Origin of the sequence: Mesorhizobium sp. M8A.F.Ca.ET.165.01.1.1, from assembly GCF_004792065.1 — a bacterium.
GTDB lineage: Bacteria > Pseudomonadota > Alphaproteobacteria > Rhizobiales > Rhizobiaceae > Mesorhizobium.
The window spans coordinates 15,956-34,701 of sequence record NZ_SRTH01000010.1 but is presented as its reverse complement, the minus strand read 5'-3'; the positions used below and the strand labels follow the sequence as shown (position 1 = coordinate 34,701).

16 protein-coding genes are annotated in these 18,746 nt (G+C 63.8%); 8 read left to right on the top strand and 8 right to left on the bottom strand.

Annotated features, from left to right (window positions below; all coding sequences use genetic code 11):
* Nucleotides 1–68: 68 nt before the first annotated feature.
* From EN808_RS23520 to puuE, 4 genes are read right to left on the bottom strand one after another with little or no spacing between them, the layout of a single operon-like run.
* Entirely contained in the window at nt 69–662 is a 594-nt protein-coding gene (locus EN808_RS23520; protein ID WP_135917013.1) for a nucleoside deaminase, read from the bottom strand.
* Complete coding sequence (locus tag EN808_RS23515; protein ID WP_127275733.1) at nt 659–1,171, bottom strand: ureidoglycolate lyase; 513 nt, start codon at nt 1,169–1,171, stop codon at nt 659–661. Before EN808_RS23515 ends, EN808_RS23520 begins: the two co-directional genes overlap by 4 nt.
* Complete coding sequence (locus EN808_RS23510; protein WP_127872920.1) at nt 1,168–2,028, bottom strand: bifunctional allantoicase/(S)-ureidoglycine aminohydrolase; 861 nt, start codon at nt 2,026–2,028, stop codon at nt 1,168–1,170. The genes EN808_RS23515 and EN808_RS23510 overlap by 4 nt, the downstream gene beginning before the upstream one ends.
* 10 nt (nt 2,029–2,038) lie before the next feature.
* Entirely contained in the window at nt 2,039–3,457 is a 1,419-nt protein-coding gene (gene puuE, locus EN808_RS23505; protein ID WP_135917012.1) for an allantoinase PuuE, read from the bottom strand.
* A gap of 203 nt (nt 3,458–3,660) precedes the next feature.
* Here puuE and uraH point away from each other — a divergent pair, with 203 nt between their 5' ends.
* Genes uraH through xdhC form a run of 4 tightly spaced genes read left to right on the top strand, consistent with a single transcriptional unit; the run spans nt 3,661 to nt 8,977 of the window.
* On the top strand, nt 3,661–4,035 hold the full coding sequence (gene uraH, locus EN808_RS23500) for a hydroxyisourate hydrolase (RefSeq protein ID WP_135917011.1): 375 nt from the start codon (nt 3,661–3,663) through the stop codon (nt 4,033–4,035).
* Nucleotides 4,036–4,038: 3 nt separating this feature from the next.
* Nucleotides 4,039–5,520, top strand: a complete 1,482-nt coding sequence (xdhA, locus tag EN808_RS23495; RefSeq protein ID WP_135917010.1) for a xanthine dehydrogenase small subunit — start codon at nt 4,039–4,041, stop codon at nt 5,518–5,520.
* Nucleotides 5,520–7,883 carry a xanthine dehydrogenase molybdopterin binding subunit gene (gene xdhB, locus EN808_RS23490; protein ID WP_135917009.1) on the top strand — a complete coding sequence of 788 codons (2,364 nt, stop codon included), beginning with the start codon at nt 5,520–5,522 and terminating at the stop codon, nt 7,881–7,883. The genes xdhA and xdhB overlap by 1 nt, the downstream gene beginning before the upstream one ends.
* A gap of 59 nt (nt 7,884–7,942) precedes the next feature.
* Nucleotides 7,943–8,977: a xanthine dehydrogenase accessory protein XdhC gene (gene xdhC / locus EN808_RS23485; RefSeq protein WP_135917008.1), complete on the top strand. Its 1,035-nt coding sequence runs from the start codon at nt 7,943–7,945 to the stop codon at nt 8,975–8,977.
* Here the strand turns inward: xdhC and EN808_RS23480 are convergent.
* From EN808_RS23480 to EN808_RS23470, 3 genes are all read right to left on the bottom strand, one after another.
* Complete coding sequence (locus EN808_RS23480; protein ID WP_135917007.1) at nt 8,974–10,221, bottom strand: LLM class flavin-dependent oxidoreductase; 1,248 nt, start codon at nt 10,219–10,221, stop codon at nt 8,974–8,976. The genes xdhC and EN808_RS23480 overlap by 4 nt on opposite strands.
* Nucleotides 10,218–11,213, bottom strand: coding sequence for an LLM class flavin-dependent oxidoreductase (locus EN808_RS23475; RefSeq protein ID WP_135917006.1), 996 nt, complete (start codon nt 11,211–11,213; stop codon nt 10,218–10,220). The genes EN808_RS23480 and EN808_RS23475 overlap by 4 nt, the downstream gene beginning before the upstream one ends.
* Nucleotides 11,214–11,591: 378 nt before the next feature.
* Nucleotides 11,592–12,512, bottom strand: coding sequence for a LysR family transcriptional regulator (locus EN808_RS23470; RefSeq protein WP_127872927.1), 921 nt, complete (start codon nt 12,510–12,512; stop codon nt 11,592–11,594).
* 136 nt (nt 12,513–12,648) lie between these two features.
* On the opposite strand from EN808_RS23470, the gene EN808_RS23465 reads away from it, so the two are divergent.
* The 4 genes from EN808_RS23465 to EN808_RS23450 all read left to right on the top strand — a co-directional run bounded on the left by EN808_RS23465 (nt 12,649) and on the right by EN808_RS23450 (nt 17,024).
* The gene (locus EN808_RS23465) at nt 12,649–13,866 is read left to right on the top strand and encodes a urate hydroxylase PuuD (RefSeq protein ID WP_127279466.1); all 1,218 of its coding nucleotides are present in this window, start codon (nt 12,649–12,651) and stop codon (nt 13,864–13,866) included.
* Nucleotides 13,867–13,868: 2 nt separating this feature from the next.
* Nucleotides 13,869–15,182 (top strand): guanine deaminase, encoded by a 1,314-nt coding sequence (gene guaD / locus EN808_RS23460; protein WP_135917005.1) that lies wholly within the window; start codon nt 13,869–13,871, stop codon nt 15,180–15,182.
* A 76-nt stretch (nt 15,183–15,258) separates the two neighbouring features.
* Entirely contained in the window at nt 15,259–15,762 is a 504-nt protein-coding gene (locus EN808_RS23455) for a heme-degrading domain-containing protein (protein WP_135882803.1), read from the top strand.
* Nucleotides 15,759–17,024 (top strand): glycerate kinase, encoded by a 1,266-nt coding sequence (locus EN808_RS23450; protein WP_135917004.1) that lies wholly within the window; start codon nt 15,759–15,761, stop codon nt 17,022–17,024. Before EN808_RS23455 ends, EN808_RS23450 begins: the two co-directional genes overlap by 4 nt.
* A gap of 250 nt (nt 17,025–17,274) precedes the next feature.
* Here the strand turns inward: EN808_RS23450 and EN808_RS23445 are convergent, their stop codons facing one another.
* Nucleotides 17,275–18,744, bottom strand: a complete 1,470-nt coding sequence (locus EN808_RS23445; protein WP_135917003.1) for a UdgX family uracil-DNA binding protein — start codon at nt 18,742–18,744, stop codon at nt 17,275–17,277.
* Between the last annotated feature and the right edge of the window lie 2 nt (nt 18,745–18,746).

Below are 18,746 nucleotides of genomic sequence, written 5' to 3'. Positions count from 1 at the left end.
CGCGGCACGAAAACTTTCAATCGCCATTCGCGACTGGAGCAGCGAAATATGCGACCTGTCTCATACCATCAACTCAGCGGAATGTCGTTTGCGGCCTTGTTCGCCTGATAGGCGTCGGACAACTCGTCATAGCGTGCGGAAATCCTGCCGATCCGCGTCTCCAGCCTCGCGCGCTCGGCCTCGGGGAGGGCCCGCACCAGCCGACGGATCGAAAAACTCTTCCAATAGGCGTTCTCGGCATTGTACCCGCCGGGGTCGAGCGTGAAGACCTCTTTCAAAATCTTGAGATCATGCGGGATGGCAAAACTGTCGCGCGAGTCCTCGTGGCTGAACAAATAGTAGAAATTGTCGAAACCGGTCCAGGTGATCGCCGACAGGCAGAGCGAGCAGGGCTCATGCGTGGCGATGAAAATGGCGTCTTTCGTGTCGACCCGTTCGGCCTTGGGCATTTCGTAAAAACGCTTCAGGCAATGCACCTCGCCATGCCAGAGCGGGTTTTCTATCTCGTTGTTGGTCTCGGCCAGCACCAGCGACCGGTCGTCCTTGCGCAGGATCGCCGCGCCGAACAGCTTGTTGCCATGGGCGACGCCTTCTGCCGTCTTCGGCACGATGTCGTGCTCGATCACGTCGAGCAGGCGGTCGATCAGCGAAATGTCGGTCATGATGAAATCACGGGCTTTCTGGGAAGGTGGATTTCGTAAGGGTGCGAGAAGTGAAACTCTTCGAGGTTGGAGCCATCGCCGCCGCGATCGACGATGAGGAAATCCTGTTCCTCGCCGATCGGCGTCAGCACACCGTGCCAGAGATTGCGCTTGTAGTTGATGCCCTGTCCGGGCGCGGCGATGAAGCCATGCGGTTCGCCCGGCCCGTCCTTGGTATCGTGGCAGACGACGACCAGAAACGGCCGTGGCGACAGCGGGATGAAAGCCTGGCTGCCGAGCGGATGGCGCTCGACCATGGTCAGCTTCAGCGGCATTTCATAGGGTGTGCCGCGCACCATCGAGATCAGCACGCGCGCATTCGGCCCAGCGGCCTCGGCGGTGGCGAGATCATGATAGCGGATCGCCTTGCCGCCATTGATTGGGTAGCGGTTGTCGCCGCCCATATCGATGACGTCGCCGAAGGGCGCGAAGTTTTCGCGGCTCAGCGGCTGCGCGACGATGCGGCTCACCGCGCGCGGCCCCCGAGATAGCCGCCGAGCTTGGCGTGCCGGTTGACGTCCTTGTAGAGCAGATAGCGGAATTTTCCGGGGCCGCCGGCATAGCAGGCCTGCGGGCAGAAGGCGCGCAGCCACATGAAGTCGCCGGCCTCGACCTCGACCCAGTCCTGGTTCAGCCGGTAGACCGCCTTGCCTTCGAGCACGTAGAGCCCATGTTCCATGACATGGGTTTCGGCGAAGGGAATGACCGCGCCCGCCTCGAGCGTGACGATGGTGACGTGCATGTCGTGGCGCATGTCGTCCGGATCGACGAAACGCGTCGTCGCCCAGCGGCCCTCGGTGCCGGCCATCGGCGTCGGCGCCACCTGCTGGTCGCTGCTGAAGAAGGCTTCCGGCGTGTCCAGGCCGTCGACCACCTCATAGGCCTTGCGGATCCAGTGGAAGCGGACGGCAGCGCTGCTCTCGTTGCGCACCGTCCAGCCGCTTGCCGGCGGCAGGAAGGCAAAGCCACCGGCGGCAAGCACATGCTTTTTGCCGGCGAGCGATACGGTGAGTTCCCCCTCGACCACGAACAGCACGCCTTCGGCGCCGGAGTCAGGTTCCGGCCGGTCGCTGCCGCCGCCCGGCAGAACCTCGACGATATACTGAGAAAACGTCTCGGCAAAGCCCGACAGCGGCCTTGCGATGATCCAAGCCCTGGTCTTGTCCCAGAACGGCAGCGGGCTGGTCACGATGTCCTGCATCACGCCTTTGGGGATGACCGCATAGGCCTCGGTGAAGACGGCGCGCCCGGTCAAAAGCTCGTTCTGGCCGGGATGGCCCCCCTGTGGGGCATAATAGGTTCGCTCGGGCATCCTGATCGTATCCATGGGTTTAAACCTATTGTGGAAGCATGTCCTTGAGGCGCAACAGCGCAATGCGCTCGACCTGTTTGCAGGCGGTTTCGAATTCGACGCCGCGGCCGTTGCCGATACGGGCTTCGAATTCGGCGAGGATTTCCTCCTTTGTCTTGCCTTTCACCGCGATGATGAAGGGGAAGCCGAAGGTGGTGACGTAGGCGGCGTTGAGCTTGGAGAACAGTTCGCGTTCCTTGTCGGTCAGCGCGTCGAGGCCGGCGGAAGCCTGTTCCCGGGTCGATTCCGCCGTCAGCCGCCTGGCCTTGGCCAGTTTGCCGGCGAGGTCGGGATGGGCGTTGAGCACGCCGAGCCGTTCGGTTTCGCTGGCGGCGCGGAAGATGCGGCAGAGCGCATTGTGCAGGCCCCCCGCCGTGTCGTGTGCCGGACCGAGCTCCAACTCGTGGGCCCGTTCGGCAATCCAGGGCGAATGTTCGAACACGCCGCCGAAGGTGTGAACGAACGTCTCGAATTCCATCTTCGACGGGCGCAGAGCGGCCGGTTTGTAGGGATGGTTCTCCTGCCAGTGCTTGGCGATGTCGATGCGCCGCGCCAGCCAGACCTTGTCATGCGATTTGACATAATCGACGAAGCGTTTCAGCGCCGCCACCCGGCCCGGCCGCCCGACAAGGCGGCAATGCAGGCCGATATTCATCATGCGCGGCCGGCCTGCCTGGCCCTCGGCATAGAGCGTGTCGAAACTATCCTTGAGATAGGCAAAGAACTGGTCGCCCGAATTGAAGCCTTGCGGCGTGGCGAAGCGCATGTCGTTGGCATCGAGCGTGTAGGGGATGATGAGCTGCGTGCCGCCGCTATGCTCGAACCAGTAGGGCAGTTCGTCGTCATAGGTGTCCGAGACGTAATCGAAGCCGCCTTCCTCTGCCACCAGGCGCACCGTGTTGACCGAAGTGCGGCCCGTATACCAGCCGGTCGGGCGCTGGCCGGTCACCTCGTAATGCAGCTTGATCGCCGCTTCGAGGTCGCGGCGCTCGTCCTCGGCATCGTGGTCGCGGTAGTCGATCCATCTCAACCCGTGCGAGGCGATTTCCCAGCCGGCTTCCTGCATCGCCGTGACCTGGTCGGGGGAGCGTGCGAGCGCCGTGGCGACGCCATAGCAGGTCACGGGCACTTGCGACTCGCTGAACAGGCGCAGCAGCCGCCAGAAGCCGGCTCGCGCCCCATACTCGTAGATCGATTCCATGTTCCAGTGGCGCTGGCCCACCCAGGGCGCCGCGCCGACGATTTCCGAGAGGAAGGCTTCCGAAGCCTTGTCGCCGTGGAGCACGCAGTTCTCGCCGCCCTCCTCGTAATTGACGACGAACTGCACGGCGACATGCGCGCCGCCAGGCCATTTCGGATCCGGCGGATTGGCCCCGTAGCCACGCATGTCCCTGGTGTAACGCATCGTCCCTCCGCGCCCGGCATCACCGGAAGTATGATCAGAATATCGAAAGGGTGCTTCTCGCATTCCCCTCAAAATTTTTGAAAGTGTTTTTGTCGCACTCCGCTCGACCGAGACTTATGCATCGCCTTTAATTGGCGCACAATTCATCAGCAGTGCTCGATAGTACCGGCCAATTTGTTCGTACTGGAAATGGGAGGCGGCCAATGGCAGAAACGTCGAAAGCCGATGGCGGGCGTCTGACGACCCATGTCCTGGATACCGCGACCGGCAGGCCGGCGGCGGGATTGTCGATCGCGCTCTACCGTGTCGATGGTGCTGCTCGCACCCTTCTGAAGACGGTCGTCACCAATGCAGACGGCCGCTGCGACGCGCCGCTGCTGGCAGGCGCCGACTTCCGCACCGGCGAATACGAACTGGTGTTCGCGGCTGGCGACTATCTGCGCGGCCAGGGCACGAAGCTGCCCGCACCTGCCTTCCTCGACAGCGTACCGATCCGCTTCGGCATGGCGGAGGCGGTGCACTATCATGTACCATTGCTGATCTCGCCCTACGGCTATTCCACCTACAGGGGGAGCTGAGGCATGGCCAAGGTCAATATCCGCAACGAAATCCGCTTCATTCTGAATGGCAGGGATGTCGCGCTGTCATCCGTGGCGCCCGACGCGACCCTGCTCGACTGGTTGCGGCTCGACCGCTCGCTGCGCGGCACCAAGGAAGGCTGCGCCGAAGGCGATTGCGGCGCCTGCACCGTGCTCATCGGCAGGCTTTCGGCCACGGGGCTGGTTTATGAAACCGTCAACGCCTGCATCCGCTTCCTCGGCTCGCTCGATGGCACCCATGTCGTGACGGTCGAGCATCTGCGCGGTGTGTCAGGCCAGTTGCATCCCGTGCAGCAGGCGATGGTCGATTTCCATGGCTCGCAATGCGGCTTCTGTACGCCGGGCTTCGTCATGTCGCTCTATGGCTTATGGATGAAGTCACCGGACCCGTCGGACGCGGCCATCGAAAAAGCCTTGCAAGGCAATCTCTGCCGCTGCACCGGCTATGAAGCGATCATGCGCGCCGCGCACGCCATATCGAGCTATGGCAAGGCGGCGAAGGACCCGCTGGCGGCGGAGCGCCGGGACATCACGATACGGCTGCAGGCGTTGCGCGATGGCGCCAGGGTCGAGCTTGGGTCCGGCAGGACGCGGCTGGTCGTGCCGGCCGATGCCGACGATTTCGCTTCTGTCTTCGAGAAGGAACCCACCGCGACGGTCGTCGCCGGTTCGACCGACGTTGGCCTGTGGGTGACCAAGCACATGCGCGACATCTCGCCGGCGATCTTCATAGGCAATCTGCCGGGGCTTTGCGCCGTCACGGAAGAAAACGGTGTCATATCGATTGGCGCCGGCGTCACCTACACCGAAGCCTTTTCGACGCTGTCGAAACGCATCCCTGCGTTGGGGCCGTTGTTCGACCGCATCGGCGGCGAACAGGTCCGCAACATGGGCACGATCGGCGGCAATGTCGCCAACGGCTCGCCGATCGGCGACACGCCGCCGCCCTTGATCGTGCTCGGCGCACGGCTGATATTGCGCAAGGGCAAGAAGCGGCGCACGATCCCGTTGCAGGATTTCTTCATTGCCTATGGCAAGCAGGACCGCCAGCCGGGCGAGTTCGTCGAGGCCGTGCACGTGCCCGTACCGGCAAAGGACGTGAAATTCGCCGTCTACAAGGTCACCAAGCGCCGCGACGAGGACATCACCGCGACCCTGGGTGCCTTCTGTCTGGCCCTGGCCAAGGACGGCACGGTGGCCGATATCCGCATCGCTTATGGCGGCATGGCGGCAACGCCGAAACGGGCGTCGGCTGTTGAGAAGGCGCTGATAGGCAAGGCCTGGAACGAAGCCACGGTGGAGGCCGCGATGGCCGAATACGTCAAGGACTTCACGCCGCTCACCGATATGCGCGCGACCGCCGAATATCGAGCGCTGGCAGCGAAGAACCTTTTGTTGCGCTTCTACGTGGAAACCACCGGCACCAAGGCGCCGTTCCAGGTATCACGCAACGAGGCGGCCTGATGAACAAGCACGCATCATCAAACCTCAAGGCCGAGAAGATCGTCGGCGGCGTCGCTACCGACCAGCGGCATGATTCCGCCCACAAGCATGTCAGCGGCGGCGCCGTCTATATCGACGACATGCCGGAGCCGGCCGGCACCCTGCATGCCGGCCTTGGCCTGTCCAAGGTGGCGCATGGCGTTCTGAAAAGCGTCGACCTCTCGGCGGTGCGCGCGGCCCCTGGTGTCGTCGACGTGCTGACTTATGCCGACGTGCCGGGTGAGAACGATGTCTCGCCCAGCAACATGCATGACGATCCGGTTCTGGCGGAAGGCAAGGTGCAGTTCTTCGGCCAGCCGATCTTCGCGGTGATTGCCGAGACGCGCGAGGCAGCCCGGCGCGCCGCGCGCCTGGCCAGGATCGAATATGACGAGCTTCCCGCCGTGATCGACATCTGGGACCTTGATCCGGCGAAGGACAAGCAGGTGACCACGCCGCTGATCTTGCGGCGCGGCGATGCGGCTGCGGCAATCAAGGCAGCGCCCCGCCGCATCAAGAACCGGATGTGGCTTGGCGGCCAGGACCATTTCTACCTCGAAGGCCAGGTGTCTCTCGCCATCCCCGGCGAGGACGACGAGGTCACCGTCTATTGTTCGACCCAGGGGCCGAGCGAGACGCAGCATCTGGTCGCCCACACGCTTGGCGTGCCGAGTAACGCGGTGACGGTGGAAGTGCGCCGCATGGGCGGCGGCTTCGGCGGCAAGGAAACGCAGGCCAACCAGTGCGCCGCGATCGCCGCGATCGCCGCCAAGAGGCTGAAGCGGGCGGTCAAGATCCGGCTCGACCGCGACGAGGACATGACCGCCACCGGCAAGCGGCACGATTTCGCCATCGACTACGAGGTCGGCTTCGACGACGAGGGCAATATTCTCGGCGTCGATTTCACTTACGCCTTGCGCTGCGGCTTCTCCGCCGACCTGTCCGGCCCGGTCGGCGACCGTGCGCTGTTCCACTGCGACAACGCCTATTTCTATCCCGCGGTGCTGGCCAAGTCCGCGCCGCTCTACACCAACACCGTCTCCAACACCGCGTTCCGCGGCTTCGGCGGCCCGCAAGGCATGGTCGGCGCCGAGCGTGTCATCGACGAGGTCGCCTTCGCGGTCGGCAAGGATTCGCTCGAAATCCGCAAGCTGAATTTCTACGATCCGATGGAAGCGATCGGCGGCCGCAACGTCACCCCTTATCACCAGAAGGTCGAGGACTGCATCATCCAGCGCATCGTGGCGGAACTGGAAGACAGCGCCAACTATGCGCGCCGCCGTCGCGAGATTTCCGCATTCAACGCCAACAGCCGCTTCGTCAAGCGCGGCCTGGCGCTGACGCCGGTCAAGTTCGGCATCTCCTTCACCAAGACCGAGGCCAACCAGGCCGGCGCGCTGGTGCATGTCTATGCCGATGGTTCGGTGCACATGAACCATGGCGGCACCGAAATGGGGCAGGGCCTGCATCTCAAGGTGGCGCAAGTCGTGGCGGAGGAGTTCCAGATCGACCTCGATCGCGTGAAGATCACCGCCACCACCACCGCCAAGGTGCCCAACACCGCGCCGACGGCTGCGTCCTCGGGCGCCGACCTCAATGGCATGGCGGCGCAGAACGCAGCGCGCCAGATCCGCCAGCGGCTGACCGACTTCGCCGCCGAGAAGTACCAGGTGCCGGTTGACCAGGTGGTGTTCCTGCCCAACCGCGTGCGCGTCGGCAACCAGGAGGTCAGCTTCAACGATCTGGTCAAGCAGGCCTATATCGCGCGCGTGCAGCTCTCCGCCGCCGGTTTCTACAAGACGCCGAAGATCCACTGGGACCGCACCAAGGGCCAGGGCCACGCCTTTTATTACTACGCCTATGGCGCGGCCTGCGCCGAAGTGTCGGTCGACACGCTGACCGGCGAATATGTCGTCGAACGCGCCGATATCCTGCACGACTGCGGCCGTTCGCTGAACCGGGCCATCGACCTCGGCCAGGTCGAGGGCGGCTTCATCCAGGGCATGGGCTGGCTGACGACGGAGGAACTGTGGTGGGACGACAAGGGCCGGCTGCGCACGCACGCGCCGTCGACCTACAAGATTCCGCTGGCGTCGGACCGACCGAAGATCTTCAACGTGGCGCTGACCGACTGGTCGCAGGCCTATGAGCCGACCATCCATCGCTCCAAGGCGGTCGGCGAACCGCCGCTGCCGCATGGCATGGCGGTGCTGCACGCGCTGTCGGACGCAGTGGCCAGCGTCGCCGACCACAAGATCTGCCCGCGTCTCGACGCGCCGGCGACACCCGAACGCGTGCTGATGGCGATCGAGCGGCTGAAGCGGGAGGCTTCAGAGCCTTCCTGAGGCCAAAACGTGCAAATCGCGCCGAAAAATACTATATTTCCTGGATGGAAGTGCAGGCGATGAACTCGAAGGTTCAAGAGCTGAAAGTGTTTCTCGACCATGCCGGTCGGGTCGCGCTTGTCGAAGTTGCGGCGGCAAAGGGTTCGACGCCGCGCGAGGCCGGTGCGTTCATGCTTGTCTCGCCATCGGCGATTTTCGGCACCATTGGCGGCGGTCAGCTCGAATATATGGCGATCGATAAGGCGCGGCAGATGCTGGGCTCTTTGCGCTCCGCATCTTTCAGCGAGTTTGCCGATGTCGGCGCCGCCCCTCATCCGCCTGCCGGCACCTTCTCCCCGTATAGTGACTGGGAGAAGGGAAGCGGCCGTAACGCCGGCGACCCCCTCTCCCCGTCCTTACGGGGAGAGGGTAAGGGTGAGGGGCAGCGCGACGCTGACGAAGCTGGCGTCACGCTCGACGTTCCGCTCGGGCCGGAAATCGGCCAGTGCTGCGGGGGTCGGGTCAAGGTGTTGATCCGCTTGGTCGACGGCACAATCGAGGAAAAGCTGATGGCGCACGCTGAATCGGAGGAGGCGCATCTGCCGCATGTCTATATCTTCGGCGGCGGCCATGTCGGCCAAGCGCTCGCGTCGACCATTGCGCTTCTTCCCGTGCATGGCGTCGTCATCGAGACACGCGCCGAGGCATTGGAAGGCATGCCGGAAACCGTCGAGACGCGGCTGACGCCGATGCCCGAGGCTGAGCTGCGCAACGCCCCGGCCGGCACCGCCTTCGCCGTCCTCACGCATGACCACGCACTCGATTTCCTGATCGTCGCCGAAGCGCTGAAACGCGACGACGCGGCCTATGTCGGCATGATCGGTTCGAAGACCAAGAAAGCGACCTTCAGGAACTGGTTCCTGAAATCGGCCGACGGCACGGACGCCGAATTCGCCCGCCTCGTCTCGCCGATCGGCGGCGACGCCGTCAAGGACAAGCGTCCGCCGGTTATTGCCGCGCTCGCCGCCGCCGAGATCATGACGGCGCTGGTCGTCCACAAGGCGGCCTCGAACTCAGAGCATCACGCTCCGCATGACAGGGTGACCGCCGGCTAGCTCGGTCGCCTGAGGCCCAGATGCGCGCGCAGCGTGGCGCCTTCATACGCCTTGCGGAACAGGCCGCGCCGCTGCAGTTCCGGCACGACCAGCGTGGCAAAGGCATCGAGTTCGCCGGGAAAATAAGACGGCATGACGTTGAAACCGTCGGCGGCACCGCCTTCGAACCGCGCCTGCAACTCGTCCGCGATCTGGGCAGCGGTTCCCACGATGCGCCAATGGCCGCGCGCCCCGGCGAAATGCCGCGCCAGCTGGCGAATGGAAAGGCCATCGCGGCGCGATTGCTCGACGACCAGGGCCTGCCGGCTTTTCATGCCCTCGCTCTCGGGCAAGTCGGGCAGTGGACCGTCGAGCGGATGGCGCCAGAGGTCGGATATGCTGAGATAGCTGGACAGCAGCGCCACGCCGACGTCGTCGGGGATCAATTCCTGCAATTCCTCGAATTTTTCGCTGGCCTCGGCTTCGGTCTCCGCCACCACGGGCGCGACACCGGGCATGATCTTGATGTCATCGGGTTCACGCCCATACGCCGCCATGCGCCCTTTGAGGTCGTCGTAAAAGGCCTTCGCTTCCTCGAAGGTCTGTGCCGCCGTGAACACCACGTCGGCGGTGCGGGCGGCAAGCTCTCGGCCGACGTCGGAAGCGCCGGCCTGGACCATGACAGGCGCGCCTTGCGGCGAGCGCGGCAGGTCGAGCGGATCGCGCACCGAAAAGCTCTGGCCGTCATGGCTTGAAGCCTTGCCGCGCCACAACCCTGTCACCACCTCGGCGAATTCGCGCGCCCGCTCATAGCGGTCGGCATGAGGCCTGAGGCCGGTTGCGCCGAAATTGGCGGCTTCGATCTGACTGGCTGAAGTGACCAGGTTCCAGCCGGCCCGGCCGCCGCTCAGGTGATCGAGCGACAGGAAGGTCCGCGCCAGGCCGTAAGGTTCGTTGTAGCTGGTCGACGCGGTGGAAACGAGGCCGATGCGGCTGGTCTGGACAGCCAGCGCCGAAAGCAGGCTGATCGGCTCGAAGCCGATCGAGCGCGACGTCTGGCTGGCAATGTCGACATTGGCCTCGCGCAGGCCGGCGGCATCCTCGCAGAAGATCATGTCGAACTTCGCCGCTTCAGCCGTGCGCGCCAGCGCGATGTAGTGATCGATGTCGATGCCAGCTTTCACATGCGCCTTCGGGTGGCGCCAGGCGGCGATGTGATGGCCCGTCGCCCACAGGAAGGCGCCGAGCTTCATTTGCGCGGTCATTGGTCACCTCCGCCGGCAAGGCCGAGATGCGAGCGCAAGGTGGTGCCGGGATGGTTTTCTCGAAGCAGCCCGCACCGCCGCAACTCCGGAAGAACACGATCGATCAAATCGTCGAACACCGAAAGCTGCGCCGGCAAGCGGATGTTGAAGCCGTCGCAGCTCTTAGAGAAGGATTTTTCTTCCAGTCTGTCGGCCAGCCCGCTGACGCCGTCAGCGGTGAGCGAGATATCAGCCAGTATCTTCACCGCATCCGGCTCGCGCCCACAGGCGGAAACCCGGCGCTTCAAATCACCATGACACGCCTTGTCTTCTGCCGCCGCCCGTTCGTCCAGCAGAACGACATCGGCGGTGCGGGCGGCAAAGTCGAGGTCGCCTTCGGTGAGATCGGACAGCACCAGCACCGGCGCGTCCTGCGGCGACCGCGCGACATTCAGCGGCCCGCGCACGGAGAAGAACTCGCCCTTGTGGTCGAGCAGGTGCATTCCTTGCGGATCATGGAAGCGGCCGCCGTTCCTGTCGAACAGCAGCGCGTCCGCGTCCCAGCCCTGCCAGAGCCCTTGAACGATGCCGATATATTCCTCCGAGCGGCGGCGAAAATCATCGGCTGAAAACCCGTCGGGTCGGCTGAAATTGGCGGCCTCTCGCGGTGTCTGCGCCAGCGTCGCGTTCCAGCCCGCGCGGCCATGGCTGATCATGTCGAGCGAGGCAAAGCGGCGCGCGAGATTGTAGGGCTGGTGAGCGATCGTCGAGGCGCTGGCGACGAGACCGATCTTTTCGGTCACGGTCGCCAGCGCGGCGATGAGAGTGGTCGCCTCGAACGGACTGCTCGGCGCGGCGCCATGCGGCGCGGAGTCGTCGAGGATGATCATGTCCAGCCCCGCCGCCTCGGCCTCCCGGGCGAAGCCGGCCAGATCGCTGAAAGTGAGCGCTTGCCCGGTTGCGAGGGCAATGTTGAGCGAAGCGGCGAGATGCGTTGTGGCGCCGTCGGTCATGGATGGTTCCTGGGGGAAGGCATGCGGGAACTATGTTCGCCGCATGCCCCAATGGCAACCGCTGGCGCTGGGCCAACCGCCGGCCATGTGCCGGCCAGCAGTCACGTTTCGGCTGGCTCTCAAACACCTCGAAAATTAGCTGAAACATCCGCCGCGTCGTCATCCACGGGCGGAGCAGCCGCGAAGCGGCGTCGCGCAGACCCGAGGATCCATGCCGCGGCGTCAAGGCGCTGCCACGGTGCAGAATTCTGCTCCGTTGCACTTTACGGCGAAAGTCACGGAATGGATCCTCGGGTCTGCGCTCCGCTTCGCGTCGCTCCGCCCGTGGATGACGAAGTCGCGGGCCTTCGGCCGATCCCGTAGCAACGCGACCGCCCCTCACTTGCCCGCCAGAATGTCCTTGATCAGCCTTTGGCAACGCTCGGCCATGAAGTCGAGCAATAGCCGCACCTTGGGATCCTGCAGCTTCTTGTGCGGATAGACGGCGGCGAACTGCACCGGCGTTGGCGGGGTGCTGGTCAGGATCACTTTCAGCCGCTGGTCGCGGATGAACGGCTCGACCTCGAAGCGCGGTTTGTTGATGATGCCGCGCCCCGACAGCGCCCAGCCGGTCAGCACGTCGCCATCATCGGTGTCATAGGGCCCATGCACCTCGAATTTCTGCGGGCCGGTGGGCGTTTGCAAGGTCCAGACATATTCGCGCGCGCCGGAATAGCGCAGCATCAGGCAGTCATGCTTCCTGCCGATCAGCTCCTGCGGCTCCGTCGGCTCGCCGCGCGCTTCCAGATATTTGGGTGCGGCGACCAGCACGCGCTCGCATTCCATGATGCCGCGCATCCTGAGGCTGGAATCCTCGATGATCCCTAACCGGAAGGCGACGTCGATGCCTTCCTTCATGATGTCGACATTGTGGTCCGAGAGCCTCAGCCGCACCTCGACGTCAGGGTATTTGTCGTGAAAATCGGGAATGCCCGACGCCACCAGCCGGCGCCCGAGGCCGAGCGGTGCGGTGACGCGGATGGTGCCACGCGGCTGGCCGGACAGCGCCGAGACGGCCGCTTCCGCCTCGGTGATCGCCTCCAGCACCTGCTTGGCGCCGGAATAGAAAACAGTGCCGTGCTCGGTCGGCATCAATTGCCGGGTGGTGCGGTTGAACAGCCGCACGCCGAGATGCTTCTCCAGTTCCTTGATGCGGTTGGAGGCGACCGCCGGCGAAATGCGCATGTCGCGGCCGGCCGCCGACAGATTGCCGAGCTCGACGACGCGGACAAAGACGGCGATGTTGTCGAGATAGGCCATGCGGATCGGCACCCTTCACCGGTTTGCGGTGATCAACCTAGTATTTTCCATTTTTTTTTGAAAGTCATCGTACACCTCGCCTCTTTTCGTTTGCGCCCCACACCGTAAAGTCATCGGATCGGCAGGGACGATTTCAATGATGGATTTCGCGATTTTCTGGGACTGGCTGAGCTTCGCCGTGCGCTGGCTGCACGTCGTTACCGGCATCGCCTGGATCGGCTCGTCCTTCTACTTCGTCGCGCTCGATCTTGGCCTGCGCCAGCGGCCCGGCATGCCGGTCGGCGCCTTCGGCGAGGAATGGCAGGTGCATGGCGGCGGCTTCTACCACATCCAGAAATACCTGGTGGCGCCGGCCGAGATGCCCGAGCACCTGACCTGGTTCAAATGGGAATCCTATGCCACCTGGCTGTCCGGCTTCGCCATGCTGTGCGTGGTCTATTACGCCGGAGCCGATCTGTTCCTGATCGATCCCAATGTGCTGCCGATGTCGGTGCCGGTGGGCATTCTGTTGTCGATGGCCACGATCGGCGTCGGCTGGGTGGTCTATGATCTCCTGTGCCGCTCGCCGCTTGGCAAAAGCGACACCGGCCTGATGCTGGTGCTCTATTGCGTGCTGGTCTTCATCGCCTGGGGGCTGACGCACCTGTTCACCGGCCGCGCCGCCTTCCTGCATCTGGGCGCGATCACCGCGACGATCATGTCGGCCAATGTCTTCATGGTCATCATTCCCAACCAGAAGATCGTCGTCGCCGACCTCATCGCCGGCCGCAAGCCTGATCCGAAATACGGCAAGATCGCCAAGCAGCGCTCGCTCCACAACAATTATTTGACGCTGCCGGTACTGTTCCTGATGCTGTCGAACCACTATCCGCTGGCATTCGGGACTGAGTTCAACTGGGTCATCGCCTCGCTGGTGTTCATCATCGGCGTCCTCATCCGCCACTATTTCAACACCGTGCACAAGCGTGCCGGCAACCCGCACTGGACGTGGCTCGGCGCCCTTGTCCTGTTCATCATCATCATCTGGCTGTCGACCGTGCCGAAGGTGCTGACCGGTGAACCGAAGGTGTCCGCCTCGGCGCAGGTCTATATCGCCTCGGCGCATTTCCCGGCGGTGCGCGACACCGTTCTCGGCCGCTGTTCGATGTGCCATGCGGCCGAGCCGGTCTATGAAGGCATCTATCATGCGCCCAAGGGCGTGATGCTCGACACCGACGCCGGCATCGCCGACCATGCCCGCGAGATCTATCTGCAGGCCGGCCGCAGCCACGCCATGCCGCCGGCTAATGTTAGCCAGATCACCGACAAGGAACGGGCGCTGCTGGTCGCCTGGTTCGAAGGCGCGGGGAAATAAGCATGACCTCGACACTTCTGCGCGGCCGCACCCTGTCCTTCGTGCGCTGGCCGCAAACCATCGACGACCACTCAGCCTGGCGCTACGAGGAGGATGGCGGCCTGCTGATAAGCGATGGCAGGATCGTTGCATCAGGCGCCTATGCCGATGTCGAGAAACAGGCCGGCGAGGGCGTCAAAAAGATCGACCATCGGCCGCATCTGCTGCTGCCGGGTTTTATCGATACGCATGTGCATTTCCCGCAGATGCAGGTCATCGCCTCCTATGGCGCCGAACTGCTCGACTGGCTGAACACCTACACCTTTCCCGAGGAAACAAAATTCGCCAACGCGCAGCATGGCCGCCGCATCGCGCGGCTGTTCCTTGATGAGACGGTGCGTCATGGAACCACGACGGTTGCCGCCTACTGTTCGGTGCACAAGGCCTCGGCGGAAGCCTTCTTCGCCGAGTCGCACGCGCGCGACATGCTCAACATCGCCGGCAAGGTGATGATGGACCGTAATGCGCCCGAAGGCGTGCTCGACACGCCGCAGACCGGCTATGACGACACCAAGGCGCTGATCAAGGAGTGGCACGGCAAGGGGCGGCAGCACTATGCCATCACGCCGCGCTTCGCCATCACCTCGTCACCGGAGCAGATGGAGATGGCCGGCGCGCTGTGCCGCGAACATCCCGACCTGCACATGCAGACGCATCTGTCGGAAAATCACGCCGAGATCGCCTTCACGCAACAGCTTTATCCCTGGTCGCGCGACTACACCGACGTTTACGAGCACTATGGGCTGCTGGGCAAAAAGAGCCTTTTCGGCCACTGCATCCATCTGTCGGAGCGCGAGGCGGACGCGCTGGCGGACAGCGGTTCGGTGGCCGTGTTCTGTCCAACCTCGAACCTGTTCCTCGGCTCGGGCCTGTTCGACTACCAGCGCTTTCGCCGCCGCGACAAGCCGTTGCGCATAGCGGCCGCCACCGATGTCGGTGGCGGCACCAACTATTCGATGCTGCGCACCATGGACGAGGGCTACAAGGTGATCGCCCTGAACGGCGAGAAGCTCAACCCTTTCCAGTCCTTCTGGCAGATCACGCGCGGCAATGCCGAGGCGCTATCTGTCGTCGAGAAGATCGGCACGCTGGAGGAAGGCACCGATGCCGACATCGTCGTGCTCGATGCGAGGGCAACGCCGGCCATGCGGCTCAGGATGGAAACGGTCGAGACGCTGGCGCAGGAACTGTTCCTGCTGCAGACGCTGGGCGATGATCGAGCCGTGCGCGAGGTCTATGTCGCGGGGCGAGCGGCCAAGAGCGACATCGCAATTTAGCGCTGCGGTGTGTTGCCTGCTTGACCCGGCGGCAGCCATCGGTCAAAGCGTGCGGCGAAGTTGACAGGGGAACGACATGACCGTTGCTGACGACATCGCTCTGATCAAGAAACAGGAAGAGACCCTTGTCTTCACGGCCTTCGACGAGGCCGTCGCCTTCAAGCTCGGTTCGGCGATCCGTGATCGCGCGCTGGCTGAGAACCTGCCCGTTATCGTCGACATCAGGACTTTCGACCGGCCGCTCTTCTATGCCGCCATGCCGGGGTCGAATGCATCCAATCCCGACTGGGCGCGGCGCAAGATCAATGTCGTCAAGCGCTACCTCAAAAGCACCTACCGTCTGGTTCTGGAGCAGCAGCGTCCCGACCGCACCTTCAAGATCGGCGAGGGGCTGGATATTGCGGACTATGTGCTCGCCGGCGGTGGCTTCCCGGTCGCGGTCAAGGGTGCCGGTGTCATCGGCGTGATCGCGGTGTCCGGCCTGCCGGAGCGCCAGGATCATGGCGTGGTGGTCGATGCGCTGTGCGATCACCTGGGCATAGACAGGCGCAAGCTGGCGTTGTCCGCGGACCCCGAATGACCGTGCCCGATCCCAAGGTTTTTCTTACCTCGATCTTCAATGCCGCCGTCGCCGCCGCCGATCCGGAGCGAACCATCCGCGACCATTTGCCGTCCAGACCCAGGGGCCGCACCATCGTCATCGGCGCCGGCAAAGGCTCGGCACAGATGGCGGCGGCCTTCGAGAAGGTCTGGGACGGTCCGATCGACGGGCTGGTCGTCACCCGCTACGGCTATGGCGCCAGATGCGAGCGCATCGAGATCATCGAGGCCGCGCATCCGGTGCCGGACGCCGCCGGGCTCGAGGCCTCGCGGCGGCTGCTGGAGAAAGTGCAAGGGCTGACAGCGGACGACCTGGTCGTGGCGCTGATTTCCGGCGGCGGTTCGGCCCTGCTGCCGTCTCCGGCCGCCGGCCTGACGCTGGCCGACGAAATTGCCGTCAACGAGGCGCTGCTTGCTTCCGGCGCGCCGATCGCGGCGATGAACACCATCCGCAAGCATCTCTCCGCCATCAAGGGTGGCCGGCTGGCCGCTGCCGCATGGCCGGCCAAGGTGGTGTCGCTGGTTGTCTCCGACATCCCCGGCGACAATCCGGCCCTGGTGGCGTCCGGCCCGACCGTTCCCGACACTGGCAGCCGTGACGACGCGCTGGTCTCGATATCCGCCTATGGCATGAAATTGCCGGACGCGGTCATGGCGCACATCCAGTCACCGGCGGCCGACGCACCAGATCCCGACGATCAGCGCTTTGCGCGCAACGAGGTGCATTTGATCGCCTCGGCCGGCGTGTCACTGGAAGCGGCGGCGGCTGAAGCGAGGCGGCAAGGCATCGAAGCCGTCATACTCTCCGACGCCATTGAAGGCGAAGCACGCGAGGTCGGTGGCGTCCATGCGGCAATCGCCCGCGAAGTGGCGACGCGCAATCGGCCCTTCCAAAAGCCGGTGCTGATCCTTTCGGGTGGTGAGACCACCGTGACTTTACGGGCAAAGGGCAAAGGTGGCCGGAATTCGGAATTCCTGCTCGCCTTCGCCATCGGCATCAATGGCGTAGAGGATATTCACGCCTTTGCCGCGGATACTGACGGCATCGATGGCTCCGAAAACAATGCCGGCGCCTTCGCCGACGGCTCAACCGTTTCGCGCATGCGGGCGGCGGGTGTGGATGCCAAGGCAATGCTGGCCGGCAACAATGCCTGGACGGCCTTCAATGCCGTCGGCGATCTCTTCGTGCCCGGCCCGACCGGCACGAACGTCAATGATCTCAGGGCAATTCTCGTCCGTTAAAGGCTGGTGCGTCCCCTCTCCCAAACGCAAGCGCTGCCCCTCATCCGCCTGCCGGCACCTTCTCCCCGTATAGTGACGGGGAGAAGGAAGCTAACTGCGTCTTGGAGCTTTTTCTTGCAACGATGGTGATTGACGAAAGCGCAGGGCACAGCCCCTTTCTCCCCGTCACTACACGGGGAGAAATGTCCGGCAGGACAATGAGGGGCGGCGCCAACCGCTCGATCCTTATCCAGCGCTCGGACCTGATGGATCAAGTCGACATAAGCTTCCTCACCTGCTTCATATCCTGCAAAAACCGCTCGCGTTCGGCTTCTTTATCGGCGTGATCCCGGATCCGCAGGATGAAGGAGGGGTGGATGGTGATGAAGACGCGCAAGCCATCCTCGCGTTCGATCACCTGGCCGCGCATCTTGGTCACCGGGAACGCCTTGCCAAGCAGCGACAGCGCCGCCGTCGCACCGAGCGCCACGGCGAGATTCGGCTTGATCAGGTCAAACTCTTGGTCGATCCACCAGCGGCAGGCTTGAACCTCGCCGGCATTCGGCTTGGAATGGATGCGGCGTTTTCCGCGCGGCTCGAACTTGAAATGCTTGACCGCGTTGGTGACATAGACCTTCAGGCGGTCGACCCCGGCATCGTCCAAGATCGCATCGAACACCTTGCCCGCCGGGCCGACGAATGGCTGGCCGGCGAGGTCTTCCTGGTCGCCCGGCTGTTCGCCGACGAAGATCACCTTGGCATTGTCGGGTCCCTCGCCGAATACAGTCTGCGTCGCATCGCGCCAAAGCGGGCAGCGGCGGCAGCCCTTCGCCGCTTCGCGCAACTCGGAAATCGAGCTGGCGTCATCTTCTTCGGAGATCTCCGCCGGCTGGGGCTTCGGCCAATGCTTTGCCTGCACCTTGGCGTGGTGCGGCGCGGGCGTTGTCGGCATCTTCGCAATCATATCTCTGGCGGCCTTGTCCGCTCCCGCGATCAAGTCAGGAATGAGCGAGGCCTCGGGAAGGTTCCGCCAATATTTCTTCGGCATCTCCTTCTGCATGGCCTTCACCTTCAGCCGCGCCGGATTGAAGATGTTCGCGAAATAGGTCCGCCACAACATCTCGGTGTCGTCCTGGTCAGGCGCGTCGGTCTTGGCGGCGCCCGGTCCGATCGCTAGCCTTTCGCCATCCCAGTCGGCGGAGGCGTAAGGCGTCAGGATCGTCCAGCGCATGCCGGTAAAACGCCGGACGAAGAAATCCGCATTGCGCTCGACGATGAAATGGTCGGGCTCGAACCAGGCGACATAGCGTTCCTCCTCGCCATCGCCGATCTTCCGGAAGCGGACGAAGGCATGCATCTTGTGGCTATCGCGCCGCACCGCCTTTTCCATCGCCTCGAGCCGCCTGGTATCGGGATCCGATGCGATCGCCAGCAGCTTGGGCTCTGTGCGCAGCCGCCACAACAGCCGGTAGAGGAAGGCGAAACGGCGGGGGTCGCAATGGCAGAAGGCGGTTTCAGCGTGGCCGATGAAATCGCGCGGCACAACGAGCTGCGCGCCCTGCGGCACGTCAGGCAAATCGCTTTGCGGCCGGTCGCAACCGGCTGCGACATGCCAGCCGATATCCTCGGGTCTGATCTCATTCAGCGCCAGCCGTCGAGCCGCATCGCGCCAGCCGGCGAAATCGATCTGGCTTTCAAGCCAAACTGTGTAGCGGGTGAGGTCGAGCTCTGCCGGCCGCATGG

Coding starts and splice junctions, on each gene's coding strand:
- EN808_RS23520 (WP_135917013.1), bottom strand. CDS start 662: ATGACCGACATTTCGCTGATCGACCGCCTGCTCGACGTGATCGAGCAC.
- EN808_RS23510 (WP_127872920.1), bottom strand. CDS start 2,028: ATGGATACGATCAGGATGCCCGAGCGAACCTATTATGCCCCACAGGGG.
- puuE (WP_135917012.1), bottom strand. CDS start 3,457: ATGCGTTACACCAGGGACATGCGTGGCTACGGGGCCAATCCGCCGGAT.
- uraH (WP_135917011.1), top strand. CDS start 3,661: ATGGCAGAAACGTCGAAAGCCGATGGCGGGCGTCTGACGACCCATGTC.
- xdhA (WP_135917010.1), top strand. CDS start 4,039: ATGGCCAAGGTCAATATCCGCAACGAAATCCGCTTCATTCTGAATGGC.
- xdhB (WP_135917009.1), top strand. CDS start 5,520: ATGAACAAGCACGCATCATCAAACCTCAAGGCCGAGAAGATCGTCGGC.
- xdhC (WP_135917008.1), top strand. CDS start 7,943: ATGAACTCGAAGGTTCAAGAGCTGAAAGTGTTTCTCGACCATGCCGGT.
- EN808_RS23480 (WP_135917007.1), bottom strand. CDS start 10,221: ATGACCGCGCAAATGAAGCTCGGCGCCTTCCTGTGGGCGACGGGCCAT.
- EN808_RS23475 (WP_135917006.1), bottom strand. CDS start 11,213: ATGACCGACGGCGCCACAACGCATCTCGCCGCTTCGCTCAACATTGCC.
- EN808_RS23470 (WP_127872927.1), bottom strand. CDS start 12,512: ATGGCCTATCTCGACAACATCGCCGTCTTTGTCCGCGTCGTCGAGCTC.
- EN808_RS23465 (WP_127279466.1), top strand. CDS start 12,649: ATGATGGATTTCGCGATTTTCTGGGACTGGCTGAGCTTCGCCGTGCGC.
- guaD (WP_135917005.1), top strand. CDS start 13,869: ATGACCTCGACACTTCTGCGCGGCCGCACCCTGTCCTTCGTGCGCTGG.
- EN808_RS23455 (WP_135882803.1), top strand. CDS start 15,259: ATGACCGTTGCTGACGACATCGCTCTGATCAAGAAACAGGAAGAGACC.
- EN808_RS23450 (WP_135917004.1), top strand. CDS start 15,759: ATGACCGTGCCCGATCCCAAGGTTTTTCTTACCTCGATCTTCAATGCC.
- EN808_RS23445 (WP_135917003.1), bottom strand. CDS start 18,744: ATGCGGCCGGCAGAGCTCGACCTCACCCGCTACACAGTTTGGCTTGAA.